Below are 13,732 nucleotides of genomic sequence, written 5' to 3' on the forward strand. Positions count from 1 at the left end.
AGCGCAGCCCTTCGCCTTCACTCGTATTTCAGTAAAGGTCTCTCGACGGGAAAGTCAGGTTCATCCGTTTTCGCGGTCTTCTCTCGCCCTTTGGGGGACGCTGGGCGTTGCTGATCTGCGTCGTGGGCGGCAAGGAGTTCATCGAATTCATCTTCCACGGTTGATTGCTCCGGTGGTCCCACCTTAAGTTGTTTCATCAGATCCCAGTACGCTTTGCCCCAAAGGAGATCGTCGAATCTCTGAAGTTTGGCAAGATTCCTCGTGCGTAATGCGGCGATGGCGGGTTGCAGGATGGCCATGTCGGTCGCCATTGTGCGGCGGAAGCCCGCTTCGTCCACCACTTCTGCCCCGCCGATTGCATTTTGTTGCGTCAGCATATAAGACAGCACGGCGAAGGCAGTGTCACCCGCCGAAGCGTCGTGCCACGCATTCCGTATTCCGTCAGTCAGCCTTTTCTTATGCTTAACGTACATGTAATCCCACTTGGTCTCGCAGAACTCCTTCCACTCGGGGCTGTTTCGCGCCATAGGAACGAGTGCTACGCAGCCGGATGACGCCGATTTTCGCGTATTCCTCACCACGTTAATCAGCACCTTGTCGATGGCCGGCGTCGCCATAAGGAACAGCGATATGCCGAGACGTTCGACGATTTCACTAAAAAGGTTGAGTACAAACTCTGCTGTTGCCCCTTTGGCCGCGCGAAGATTCTGAACATCGTCGATCACGACGATTCCAAGCGAAACGGCCGTGGCTACTGTATGCATGAGCTGAACCATCAGTGCAATCGTACGCACGCTTTCGGCGGCCTTCCGGTACTTGGTATCGCCAAGAATGCGATCGATCTCCTCGAAGAACTGGACGCACAAGCTCCTCAGGGTTGCATCATGGGGGACCCTAAGTACAATGTACACGATCTGACGCACCATCAAGGGGCGATCACCATAGGCACTGTGTTCGATGAGCTGTGGGTAGCGCAGGAAGAATGCGTTGCAAAACGTGCTTTTTCCCATTCCAGTGATGCCCATCAACAAATGTCCCTGGGCGGACGATTTCCAGTCGGATGGGAACGGCAGCCCATCTGCGCAATTGGTGGCGAGTGCATGCCGTCGCTGGATATCCGTCGCGTTGAGGGGATTGCGAGCTACGTAAGATTCCCTGAGGATTTTTGCCAGGTCAAGTGCACTTTGTCGATATTCTGGAATCGGGTAGACGACGTCTGAGAGTGTCGAAAGCTCCATGGTCCGAACGATTTCCGATGCTAGCCGAAGCTTGGGCGTCGGTTTATCGGGATAGTTCGACAATTGCAGGAGAAGGGTCTCCTTTGTTTCCGGTAAGGGAGGCAGGGCCTCAATAAATGCGTTGCCATCAAAGCGACGGATGCCTGTACGCACGTATACCGCGGGCACTCTTGTAACCGTTCTCATTTTGCTTTCCTCTGCCGGTGGATCGCTGCCAGCGTCCTCTCACGTTCCTTCCGAGCAACCGTCTTCCAGTCGACCTCGTCCACGCGCGCGTTGCTCCCAGGGTCATCCTGTTTCTGGGGCCGGTTTTTCGTCATGCGTTGCTTGATATCCGTTGTTTCGCGCTCGCGCGTTGCCCGCGCTGAGCTTCGCAGTTCGGACGCAGACTTTCGTTTGGATGATGGTCGATTTGATTTGGTGGTGGGCGTGGCGAGCGTTGCGACACGCTTTCTGCGAGCCTGAGTGTCTGCCTCAGCCCACAGAAATGAACCCGTCGTGGACAGGGCCTCCTCCTCGTCGAGAGACAGGCCACGCAACTCTTCCGCGGAATCGGCCGTCATACGGAACTCTGCCCAATCGTGCTGCGTCGTGGGGATATAAATGGAACAGGGGAAGGTCCGGTCATAACGGACGCCAATTTTCTTTGAACGATTTGTCGACCTCGCTGCGATAGCCATCGCTTCGGAATTGGCGGGGAGATAGGTTCGGTTTAAAAACCTACAGGCACCCCTGCCGATGGATCCCATGTCCGATGCCGTCAGCAGCCGCTTGTAGTCGGCGTCCGTGAGCGGCGGGGAGTGAAAACCGCTGAGATTTTCAAGTCCCCACAGGTAGGCGTGCGTCGGAGTTGGTAATACATTTGCCTGCAGGAGCGCCTTGCGTCGCCTCAATGCCGTATGTGGGCGATTATTGTGCCGTACGACCTCATCGACCAGCGCACGGTAGAGCTCCGCGAGTGCACGGACGGCCACGGCTTGTGCCTGACGGGCGGCCTTTTTGGTTTTTGGGTCAAGCGGTCGATCTTTATACGATCCTTTCATCCCCCAACTGGACATACGTTTCTTAAGAACGCCGATTGCTCGTTCGACAATAGCTTTGCCATCGGGGCACAGGGGAGGCAAATATGTTAGCTCAATGAGCAAGTCATCTGCGGCCGCCTGCTTGGTTGACTCACATAGAAGTTCGGATCCCCGATCAGCAGTTATTACTGCACTCAGCCTTCCGTATGGCCATTCCGTGTCGTTGATATTGACGTTCATCCAGCTAAAACGTGCTTTTCTCGAAGTCATGCAGATGAGCAGGAGGTAGCGGAGTTCATCGTACGATGCAGACTTTAGCGAGACATAAACTCCGGTTACAAATCGGCTCCAGCGGTCGATGGCAATGTAAATGATCGGAGTGCCTAGGATCTCGGATGGATTGTCTGACTTCACAAGGAAAACCCTGCCACCCGTGGCGTCGATTTCCGTTATCTCGCCCGGGCTGGTCGCCTGCAGGGTTCCCTTGCTGGTGAGCCGGCGCTGCGCACGATCTGTTTTAGCGTCTACGTCAAATATTTTTGCTTCTTCGCAATAGTAGCGAAACTGTCGCAAGGTAACGGGCTCTGCACGTAGATCATTCTCGTACGCATTGTATTCCTCAGGGTGGCGAACTCGGAATTCGTTGGCGAGATATCTATCGTGAGCTTGCGATACCGTGCTGTTTCTGTTCCGGCAGAACTTCGAATATACGCGAAGCATATCTTCGACATCATCACTGGAAACAACAAAATCGTTGACGCCGTATCGTTCAGTTTGGACGGACTTCCGACCACGTCGCTTCGCAGGTTCGCCGTCGTTCTTTAGATTTCGCTTTCCTGTGCGAAATTCAGAATCAGGCTTTCTGCCGGGAGGAAGTGGAAGTAGGGTGTGTTTCGTGGAACCGAAGTAATAGAATCGTAGTACTAAGCGCTTGATAGTAGTAGCGCTGGTTTGTGTATCCTGTGCTCTCTTTGCAATCAGGCTGGTAAAGTGTTGCCGGGTGAGATTGTGAGCGTCGCAAAACTTGGTTATCAATGGCTTGACCAGATGCCAGGTGTGTTCGAGAGTTCTCGCGGCGCTTGAATTTGTATCAGGGACATCCGATAGACCTGGGGGAAGGGACAGGTGTCCCCACGTTGCATTGATCGTCTTCGCGAGGCGATCAAGTTCGCCAAGCTTTAGTTTTCGTGGGCGTCGGGCGTTTCGCACTTCATTGGGTTCCCCAACCCACATGACGTAAGCGCAATTGTCGAAGAGATGCGTAAGCCGAAGAAATCGAGTCTTATCGTTCTCGGTCACACGCAGCACCATGCCTGCGCATGGTCTCGCGAGAGGGGCGGGTTGAAAGTCAGGCATCGTTGACCTTACGCAATACCACCGGGCGGTTCTTCGCAATACGGTCCGTCAGGGAGACAGGAATACGATGTGACCAAGCGCAAAAGCGAAATAGATCTAGTGCAGTATCGGCTCGAATCCGTAGTTTCTTGCGTGCCAATTCGACCAAATCATCGAGAACGAGGTTGTTCTGATATTGGGCCATGAAATTTTCGGCGAACAAATCGGCAATTCTCCCGTCCGGTACGTACCTGTGTCGATACCAAGCGCGAACAAAGCGCAGTGCGTCGAGTACCGTTCTATCGAGCTGGGAGGTATCAACCAGTGTCCAATCGATATCGTGATCGTTGCACCATTGCTGCTGAACCTGCTTCAGGCGTCGATCTCTTATGCTCATATGATGACAGCCGACTAGCGCTACGGCACGATAGCGAACATCTGCTGGACCAGTCTCCGTGATCAGGAAGTCGACACTCAGCGGCTCGGGGAAAATGTCGTGTCGGGGATGATTGACCTTGAATTTTTGGGATAGTCGCAAGGTACTATCGATATCGAGAATCGGCCATGTTTCCCTGATGTCCGCAATGTGACGAGAGCGTTCTATGAGGAAGAAGTACGTTCGCGCTCGATCGTCAAGAATTTCATAGCGGCGGTCTACAAGTATGCCGTGCACACACGCGACGGTCCCTTTGGTGCCGGAATTCTGGATGTTTTTCCAGGGGCGGTACGACGTACGCGAACCTATACCTAACCCTCGCCGGACCCGAGATCGCAGGTACGGCGGATAAAGGTCCGGATCGTTTTCCCATTCCATGATGCCTATAGAATAGTTCGCGATAGCGAAAGATCCATAGTTTTGGAAGAAAAGTCCCTAATTTTAGGAATTTGAAGCCAGACTTCAAATTCCTAAAGTGATGGATTTTTTCGTCGGCCGGGAGGCCCACTCTGCCGGGGTTTCGTGTTTAACTGACTAAAAATTTCAGTTATGGATTTTTCTGAGTAAGATTTGGTGTTGTTTCTTCGCCGGTTCTTTGGCAGCGGCCTTCATGGCATAGCTAGGATTTTAGCCTCTTGTCGGGAAGCTAGGCTTTACAGGAAATTTAGTAGCTAGGCACAGGGTGTTGCCGGTTCCAATGACGCCTCTGTCGCGTCGCTGGGCCCACCGTCAGAACCAGGAACAGGCAGCTTGTCGGCCATTGCTGACATTGGGCGGGCTCGGTTCTACGTCGGCAATATGGCGAATTGCTGACGATGGCGGCATTGAGCAACCCGACGGCAGCTTCCTGCATCAGCGAACTCACCCTCCCGACCCTTTGCAGCCGGTGGCTATACTCGCGTCGAATGGCTGGTGATGGTCGGACTCCGGCCGTTGGAACCCAAGGCGCTTATCCGCTCGACCGGAGCCTTGCCTACAGGCGTTTGCAACGTGTGCGATGCGCCCGAGGACCGTTACCCGAGCTGCCGTGTGACAGCTACGCGAGCGGTCAAGTCTCTATGACGTCTCCCATCACATCTTTGAGCGCTAGTAAAACGCTGAGCGAGGAAAGCGTTTGTAGGCGGCCTTTTTAGCTCGATGATTTCCTCTGTACTTAGATGTTTCGACTGCTCGGAACAGAGAGTACGCTGGACGACTAAGTCCCACTTTCGCTGATAACTTGCAGACGCAACTCCTTCCGCATTACCTTACCGGTGGCGGTCATTGGCAAGGTTTCAACGAAGCGAATTTCGCGAGGATACTCGTGAGCAGCAAGCCGGGTTTTCACATGTTGCTGGATATCACGCGCCAGATTTTCATCACCGACAAACCCTGCGTTGAGGACGATAAACGCCATCACGATCTCCGTGCGCGCACTATCGGGCGCCCCAATAACCGCAGCCATATAGACAGCAGGGTGGCGCAATAAAGAGTCCTCAATTGCCCCGGGCCCTATGCGGTATCCTGCGCTCGTTATAACGTCATCGTCACGGCCGACGAAACGAAAGAAACCATCCTGATCGCAGGTCGCCAGATCTCCCGTGACGAGATAGCGGCCCCGATACTTCTCGCGGGTCGCTGCGTCAAGTCGCCAGTAGCCCAAGAACATGACAGGGTCAGGGCTCTCGACGCCGATATTCCCGATCGTCCCGGGTGGCTGCTCCTGTCCCGCATCATCAACGATCTTAACGCGATGCCCCGGCACGCACCGACCGATTGCACCAATGTGTGGCTCGTAGAGGGCAGCACAAGATGAGAGAACGACATTGCACTCGGTCTGACCGTAGAACTCGTTGATTGTCACGCCCAGCGTGTTCCTGCCCCACTCGATCAGTTCCTCGCCTAAAGTCTCACCTCCACTTGCAACGGATTTAAGCGACAACGACCAGCGCTCCGGCCGCTCCACAGCCCGCATCATCTTCAAAGCTGTCGGCGGAAGAAACGTATGCGATACACCGTGACGCTCCATCAGATCGAATGCCGCCTCCCCATCAAATTTCGCAAATCGCCTCGCGAGCACCGGGACGCCGTGATGCCACGCCGGCAGCAGGACATCAAAGAGCCCCCCAATCCAGGCCCAATCAGCAGGGGTCCACATCAAGGTTGCGTCGGTCGGAAATCCTTGCTGTGAAAGCTCGACGCCCGGAAGATGTCCCAGCAGGACCCGATGCGCATGAAGCGCCCCTTTAGATTTTCCGGTAGTTCCAGACGTATAAATAATGACGGCGGGGTCATCGGCCGTCGTTTTGGCGGCCGTGAAATCACCGGACGAAGCTTCCAACTCGCCCCAGAACGAATAATTCCCCGCTTGAGTTCCCGCCTCTCCACCGTCGACGTTATAAATGCTTTGCAGTTCTGGCAGCGACTGTCGGATGTCCCGTAATTTCTCGATGCCTGAAAGATCGGTAATTAGCGCGACGGTGCCGCTGTCGCCCAAGCGGTGCTCAATAGCATCGACGCCGAACAAGGCAAAGAGTGGAACCGCAATCATGCCCGCTTTGTACACAGCCAGATGCGCTATCGCCGTTTCAGCAGACTGAGGAAGGAAAATCGCGACCCTGTCACCACGGCGCGCACCATGACGCAGAAGCGAATTTGCAAAACGGTCCGACAGCGATTTCAGCTGATCGAACGAATACTTCGTCGCCTTCCCATCATGGTCCTCATAAATGAGGGCAAGGCGCCCGCTACCGTCGGCCCACTTGTCGCAGGCGTCCACACCGATGTTGTAGTTTGCAGGGATATTCCACGCAAAGTCCGCTGTAATACTCTCGTACGTCTGTCCTTCTAGCTTCATCTCCGCCCCCAACTATCAAAGTACCTCTGTGCTTAGTCCTGGAGCCCTTTAGGCGGTTCGTAGCGAGGGAACCCGTTATATTCGGTGATTCGCTCAGCGTTGGCGAGCGGCCAGGAATGTCGGGCGTTGGGAACCCCGCCGTCCACGCGGATCACTGTACCGTTAATGAAGGTCGAGGCCTCCGAGAGTAGGAAAACCGCAGCGCTCGCAAGCTCAGATTCGGTACCAAAACGTTGAAGCGGCACTTTATGCTTCAGTTGGCGAAGCAATGCCTGGTATTCTTCGTTATAGCTGTCCATGCCTGCGGAGGCGATCCACCCCGGCGCCACGGCGTTCACCCGAACGCCGGCATGCCCCCATTCACAGGCTGCCGTCTCGGTCAAATTCCAAACACCCGCCCGTGCGGCGCCCGAATGACCCATCCCGGGCATGCCCCCCCAAATATCCGCGAGCATATTCACGATCGCACCACCGTGACCTGCCATCCATTGGGTAAAGCACTCGCGCGACATGAGGAATGTCCCGTGCAAGTTGTTACGCACTACAGCGTCCCAGCCATTCAGTGAGATTTTTTCCAGCTTTGCCGGGAATTGTCCACCGGCACAGTTAAACAGGCCATCGATGCGACCGAAGTCCGCGAGAGCCGCCGCAACCGTCTGTTTCACGCTGGCTTCATCGCGAATATCGCAAGAATATAAGCCGATTCGGTCCGCACTTTCCGGATAGTCCACAGTTAGCTCGTCACGAACCGCAGTCAGTTTGTCCGGATTCCGTCCGACCATGATCAGCGTCGCGCCCAGCGAGGCAAGCTCATGCGCCGTGCAGCGACCAAGGCCACTTCCGGCACCGGTTACCATCACAACTTTTCCATCAAACAGGCCCGGTCGAAACACCGAACGGTAGCGGGCACTGACTGATTCATTTACGCGGTCCTTCATATCGTCTCTCCGAATTGGCGATGCGGGCGCCCGGCCTTTGGTGCCGATTGTTCCGTAAAAAGGCCTGTTCGCCAGGGATAGTGGCTCGGCAGGCGTTTTAACCCGCATCAGATACATATCGTGAATCATGCTTCCATCTGAGCGGATATCCGCCGCTGACTGTGTCGGGTCAGGCCAGGTTGAACGGCAACTGGCGCTGCGGCTTGCCGGTGAGGCTCGCAATGGCGTTGGCAAACGCGGGCGCCAGCGGCGGCAGGCCGGGTTCGCCCATGCCGGTGGGTGCATCGGCGCTCGGCACGATGTGGACATCGAACGCCGGTATGTCGGTGATGCGGGCCACGGTGAAGTCGCCGAAGTTGCTCTGCTCCACCTCGCCGTCTTTCAGTGTGATTGCCGAACCCGGCAGGCACATCGACAAGCCCATGACCGCTGCTCCCTGCACCTGGTCCACACTGCGGGGGTTCACGGCCAGGTTGCAATGCACCCCGGCGGTGACACTATGCAGCACGGGACGCGACTCCCGCATCGAGGCCACCACCACGTAGGCGACCACCGAGTCGAAGGACTCATGCACAGCCACGCCCCAGGCACGGCCGGTCGGCAACTGCTTCCTGCCGTAGCCGCTCCTGTCCACCGCCAGTTGCAGCGCAGCGCGGTGGCGCGGATGCTTGTCGCCGAACAGGCGCATGCGGTAAGCCACCGGATCCTGCTTCGTGGCGCGTGCGATATCGTCAAGCAAAGTCTCCATCACGAAGGCAGTGTGGGTGGAACCCACGCTGCGCCACCACAGCACTGGAACGTTGGGCGTGGGGTGGTGCACGGTCAGGCGCATCGGCAGCGGGTAAGGACCACGCATGCCCTCCGTGGCGGTGGCGTCGATGCCGTTCTTCACCTGGAATTGCTCGAATACCGTGCCCGAGGTGATGGACTGCCCGACGATGACGTGCTCCCAGGCCAGCACGTTGCCGCGCTCGTCGAAGCCGATGCGTGCGCGGTGCAGATGCAGGGGGCGATAGTAGCCGCCCTTGATGTCGTCCTCGCGGCTCGAGAGCGTGCGCACCGGCGCGTTCAGGCCGACGGAACGGACGGCCTTGGCCACCTCACAGGCTTCGACCACATAATCGCTCGTGCCCGCGAAGCGCCGGCCGAATCCGCCGCCCGCCATCTGCACGTGCACCTTCACCTGCTCGGGCTTGAGACCCAGCACACGCGCGGCCGCGACACCGTCCAGACCGGCGCACTGGGTGCCCACCCATAGCTCGGCGCGCCCGTCAGAGAGCTGGACAGTGCAGTTCAGCGGCTCCATCGGCGCATGGGCCAGGTACGGGAACACGAACTCGGCTTCCAACTGATGCGGGGCAGCGGGCAGCGGCGTCATATCGGCGTCGAACTGGCGCGGACCAGGGCGAATGGCCAGCTCGCGGTACTGGACCAGCAACTGTTCGCTGTCCACTTTCTCCACGGAAGCCGTGTCCCACTGCAGTTGCAGAACGGCGCGTCCCTGCCTGGCCGGCCAGTAGCCGTCGGCCACCACGGCCACGCCTTCGCCACCGCGGTCCAGCGGCACACGCAGCACGGCCTTTACTCCCTTGATGGCGCGTGCGGCGCTGTCGTCCACCGTGGTCAGTCGCGCGCCGAACACCGGCGGATGTGCCACCACGGCGGTGAGCTGACCGGGCAGGTGCGTATCGATGCCGAAGTCCTGACGTCCACTGCTCTTGGCCTGCGCATCGAGGCGCGTGGTGGGGCGGCCAATGATGCGGAAGTCCTTGGGGTTCTTCAGCGTGACCTTCTCGGGCACGGGTAGCGCCATGGCGGCTTCTGCCAGTTCGCCGTAGCTCAGCCTACGGCCACCGGCGCCCAGCACGGTCCCGGCCCGCGTGCGCAGCGTGGCCACGTCCACTTTCCAGCGTGCTGCCGCCGCGGACAGCAACATCGCCCGGACGCGCGCGCCGAGCTCGCGGTATTGGGTGAAGCTGTTCTTGACCGACTGGGAACCGCCGGTGAGGTGAATCCCGAAAAGCGGGTCGACGTAGGCAGCATCGTTCGAGCCCTGCCGGCTGCGCACCAGATTCCAGTCCGCGTCGAGTTCTTCGGCAAGAATCATCGGCAACGCAGTCTGCACGCCTTGCCCGAACTCCAGTCGGTTGATGGTCACCGTGACGTCGCCACCAGGAGCGATTTGCACGAAGGCCGACGGCTGTTGCGTCGGCTTCAGGGCGCTGGCTGCCTGGCCGCTGCCGTTGGTTTGGCCTATGGCCAGGTAGGGAAACACGCCAAGCGCCAGTCCGCCGACACCCGCCAGCTTCAGGAAGCTGCGGCGCGGCAGCGTGGCGGCTTCCCCGGCCCTGTCCCTGGTCAGCAGGTGCTGCAGGGCGCGTGGCATTTCGCTGTAGTCGAATTCAGGCAACATGGTGGCTCCTTCAGACCAGGGCCCTGGCGGCGTCGGCCACCGCGGCGCGGATGCGGGCATAGGTGCCGCAGCGACAGATGTTGCCGGCCATGGCCGCGTCGATCTCGACGGCGGTCGGCTGCTTGCCGCGAGGCAACGACTTCAGGAACGCCGCGGCGCTCATGATCTGGCCGCTTTGGCAGTAGCCACACTGGGCTACGTCGTGCTTGACCCAGGCTGCGTGCACGATGGCGCCGACTTTGTCGCTGCCGTCGGTGGTGGCTTCGATGGTGGTGATCTGCTTGCCCTGGGCCACCGAGATCGGCGTAATGCAGGAGCGGATGGCCTGCCCGTCCAGATGCACGGTGCAGGCGCCGCACAGCGCGGCGCCGCAGCCGAACTTCGTGCCCGTCATGCCCAGCGTGTCGCGCAAAGCCCAGAGAATGGGGGTGTCCGGGGCGACGTCGACCGTGTGCTCACGGCCGTTGACGTTGAGCGTGCTCATGATGGGTCAGTCCTTCGCAGTTAGGTGTGTCGTGACAAGGGCAACTCGCCTCGCGATCAGAAGCCGCCGTCCGTCGACTTCGAAAGCGCCTCGAAGGCGTGCACTGCCTTCAATCGAGCCTCCACGGCCGGCCCGACCGCCGCCAGCGCATCGCTACCCGCCACGAACACTCTGGGCGGAGTATCCATGCCCACAAGCTTTACCAGGACCTGGCCGAGCTTGTCCGGATCGCCCGGTTGCTGGCCGGCGTAGGGGGACCACATCTCCTCGGCGCTGACCTCGGCGGCTGCGTAATCGTCGATACGCTTGTCCGGCCATTTGGCGTTGGCTGCGTCCAGCAGGTCCGTGCGAAAGAATCCCGGCTCGACCACCGTGATCTTGATGCCAAACTTTCCGACCTCTTCAGCCACAGCAAGCGAAAGGCCCTCCACGGCGAACTTGCTCGCGCTGTAGGCGCCGCAGTGCATCAGGCCGACAGCGCCTGCCACGGAACTGACGTTGATGATGTTCCCGGAGCGCTGCTTGCGCATGACCGGCAGCGCTGCCCGCATCACGTTGCTCACGCCCCAGAAGTTTGTCGCGAACAGGTGTTGAATGTCTTGCGTTCCCAGTTCCTCGTAGTTGCCTAAGAGGCTGTATCCAGCACTGTTCACCACTACATCGATACGACCGAACTTCTTTTGCGCCTCTTCGACCACGGTCGTTGCCTGCGCCTCATCGGAGACGTCGAGCCGGAGAATCTCCAGGTTCTCGCCGGCCAGGTCGCGCAGGGCATTGCCCACTTTGTCCAGGTTCCTGCCTGTGGCAACGACCCGATCACCCGCCTTCAATGCGGCCCTCGCTGTACCAGCGCCGATACCGCTGCCAGCACCCGTGATAAACCACACTTTGCTCATGCTTAAACTCCCAGTCCTAGTCAATGCCCTTCACTCTAGGCAGATTGACTGAGAAGAAAAACACCCTGGTGCTGAACACGCTTTGAAGATATTCTTCAAAGTATGAGACTCAACCAGCTTGATGGACTGCTCGCATTCTGGAAGGTCGCAGAGCACCGCGGGTTCTCTGCCGCCGCGGCAGCGCTCGAGGTCTCGCCTTCTGCGCTCAGCCAGGCGATCCGCCATCTGGAGGCACGGCTCGGCGTCAGGCTTCTCAACCGGAACACGCGCAGCGTCAGCCTCACTGAAGCCGGGCAGGCATACCTGTCCCGGATTGGGCCGGCGTTGAGCGACGTGCTGGAAGCCGGAGAGCAACTTCATGAGCTTCAGGGCCGGCCATCGGGCGTCCTGCGCATCAACGCAGCGCGAATCTCGATCGCCATGGTCCTCCAGCCGCTGCTGGCCGGGTTCCTGAAGGCCTATCCGGACGTCCACGTGGAACTGACGAATGACGAGGGCTACGTGGACATCGTCGAAAGAGGGTTCGACGTCGGCATTCGAATGGGAGAGAGTGTCCAGAAGGACATGATCGCTGTGCCTCTCGGTGGCCCGGTTGCCGTATCCATCGTTGGATCTCCCGGCTACTTCAAGCAGCATCCCGTGCCACGGCACCCCTCCGATCTGATACATCACAACTGCGTGCGATTCAGGTTTTCAGGCAGCGGGGCCATTCACAAGTGGGAGCTCGAGGTCGACGGCCGTATCGTCGAGTACGAGATCAGCGGCAATCTCACGATCAGCGACTCATTGTTCTCGGTTGAGGCTGCGCTGGATGGGATTGCACTGGCGTACACGTTCGAGCAGCTCGCGCTTCCTCACATCCGGGCCAGGAAGTTGAAACGCGTCTTGAGCAGCTTTTCACCGACTTTTCCAGGGTTCTACCTGTACTACCCCAGCAGACGGCAGCAGCCTGCCAAGCTGAAGGCTCTGGTGAATTACGTACTGGCGTATTCCAGCTCCGGGACGATTGGAATGTCAGCCACCGTGCTCGCGACAGACGTGTAGTAGTACGCCGATTTTTTCGGCGACCGAAAGTCTGCGTCGGGCCGATAAATTCTGCACAAAGGTCAGCATCGCGCGACCATTAGACAGTGGAAACAACGAAACAACCGCCGACTGTACCGACGGCCATTCGAATCAGGATGCAAAATTCGAATGGCCGGTTTGCCCCAATCAACGGTCAACCGTTACACGAAAAACAGCATTTCACCCTGCGAGACGCCGAGATATTTGGCTGGCGCTATGTCGCCGATTCACGGCCCCCTGTTCACTTGAACGGGAGTTCCGATGCGTACGCCAAGCTGCGTCGCGGCGCTGCCGCGATTCACGGCGATCTCGACAAGCCCGATCGAGTTTTCGTACCAGAAGGCTTGACCGGCCATTGCGTCGGAAAAGACCCGGGCATATTCGACGTCGGCATCTGCAATGCTCAGCCGTGCAGTCCTCGGCACCGCTCCAGCCCGCAGCCCCGTTAGTGCATTGCCGTAGTGATCTATGTATATGATCTCGGCGAGATCGCCCGCATCCAACTGTACACGCAAGCCTGTCGTCTCAACGAGCTTGTCGTGAGGCGACGCGCCGCGGCTGACCCATGCTGCCATCGGGGCGAACAGGTCGCGACCATGAAATGAGGCGGAGAGCGCGGCGGGACGCCAGATAATCCGCCAGGTCCGGGTACGCGCCGCGCGCGCCGCCACGACCGAGAGCAGCCCGTTGTCCGGCCCGACGAACCGCTGCCCGTCGGCTTGCAGCACGACGGCATCCCGCTCGCTACCCACGCCGGGATCTACCACGGCCAGAAAGACACTATCTGGCGGATACCACTGCGCAAGTGCCGCGAGCAGATGCGCGCCTGCCTGCGAGTTATAGTTTGGGGCAGTATGCAGCACGTCGATGATGGGGGTGCCGGCTGCCGCGTGTCGCAGCAAGGCGACACGTACCTGTCCAACATAGATGTCGTCGGCCCCGAAATCGGTAAAGAGTGCGAGCATCGCATAGCCTCCCTTGCAGTCCTGTACCGCCTTTCAGGTCAGCGTTCCTCGCATCGCGGTGATGAGTAACCGCGATGCGCATGTCTCCTGCTCCGTTCTGGCCG

10 protein-coding genes are annotated in these 13,732 nt (G+C 58.7%); 1 reads left to right on the plus strand and 9 read right to left on the minus strand.

The genetic code is table 11. The annotated features are described in order from the left end of the window. Nucleotides 1–17: 17 nt before the first annotated feature. From WN982_RS25950 to WN982_RS25985, 8 genes are all read right to left on the minus strand, one after another. Complete coding sequence (locus WN982_RS25950; RefSeq protein ID WP_341318481.1) at nt 18–1,424, minus strand: ATP-binding protein; 1,407 nt, start codon at nt 1,422–1,424, stop codon at nt 18–20. Continuing rightward, on the minus strand, nt 1,421–3,559 hold the full coding sequence (locus WN982_RS25955; RefSeq protein ID WP_341318482.1) for a hypothetical protein: 2,139 nt from the start codon (nt 3,557–3,559) through the stop codon (nt 1,421–1,423). Before WN982_RS25955 ends, WN982_RS25950 begins: the two co-directional genes overlap by 4 nt. A gap of 49 nt (nt 3,560–3,608) precedes the next feature. After that, nucleotides 3,609–4,409 carry a hypothetical protein gene (locus tag WN982_RS25960; RefSeq protein WP_341318483.1) on the minus strand — a complete coding sequence of 267 codons (801 nt, stop codon included), beginning with the start codon at nt 4,407–4,409 and terminating at the stop codon, nt 3,609–3,611. Nucleotides 4,410–5,226: 817 nt separating this feature from the next. Beyond that, nucleotides 5,227–6,867, minus strand: coding sequence for an acyl-CoA synthetase (locus WN982_RS25965; protein WP_341318484.1), 1,641 nt, complete (start codon nt 6,865–6,867; stop codon nt 5,227–5,229). A 32-nt stretch (nt 6,868–6,899) separates the two neighbouring features. After that, complete coding sequence (locus WN982_RS25970) at nt 6,900–7,805, minus strand: SDR family oxidoreductase (RefSeq protein WP_341318485.1); 906 nt, start codon at nt 7,803–7,805, stop codon at nt 6,900–6,902. Nucleotides 7,806–7,974: 169 nt separating this feature from the next. Then, the gene (locus tag WN982_RS25975) at nt 7,975–10,218 is read right to left on the minus strand and encodes a molybdopterin cofactor-binding domain-containing protein (protein WP_341318486.1); all 2,244 of its coding nucleotides are present in this window, start codon (nt 10,216–10,218) and stop codon (nt 7,975–7,977) included. Between the two features lie 10 nt (nt 10,219–10,228). Then, nucleotides 10,229–10,702 (minus strand): (2Fe-2S)-binding protein, encoded by a 474-nt coding sequence (locus tag WN982_RS25980; protein WP_341318487.1) that lies wholly within the window; start codon nt 10,700–10,702, stop codon nt 10,229–10,231. A 56-nt stretch (nt 10,703–10,758) separates the two neighbouring features. After that, nucleotides 10,759–11,598, minus strand: coding sequence for an SDR family oxidoreductase (locus WN982_RS25985; RefSeq protein ID WP_341318488.1), 840 nt, complete (start codon nt 11,596–11,598; stop codon nt 10,759–10,761). A 102-nt stretch (nt 11,599–11,700) separates the two neighbouring features. Between WN982_RS25985 and WN982_RS25990 the strand changes: the two genes are divergently transcribed. After that, complete coding sequence (locus tag WN982_RS25990; RefSeq protein WP_341318489.1) at nt 11,701–12,642, plus strand: LysR family transcriptional regulator; 942 nt, start codon at nt 11,701–11,703, stop codon at nt 12,640–12,642. Nucleotides 12,643–12,890: 248 nt separating this feature from the next. On the opposite strand, the gene WN982_RS25995 is transcribed toward WN982_RS25990, so the two are convergent. Beyond that, on the minus strand, nt 12,891–13,628 hold the full coding sequence (locus WN982_RS25995; protein ID WP_341318068.1) for an SAM-dependent chlorinase/fluorinase: 738 nt from the start codon (nt 13,626–13,628) through the stop codon (nt 12,891–12,893). Nucleotides 13,629–13,732: the final 104 nt, after the last annotated feature.

It is taken from the genome of Paraburkholderia sp. IMGN_8 (genome assembly GCF_038050405.1).
GTDB lineage: Bacteria > Pseudomonadota > Gammaproteobacteria > Burkholderiales > Burkholderiaceae > Paraburkholderia.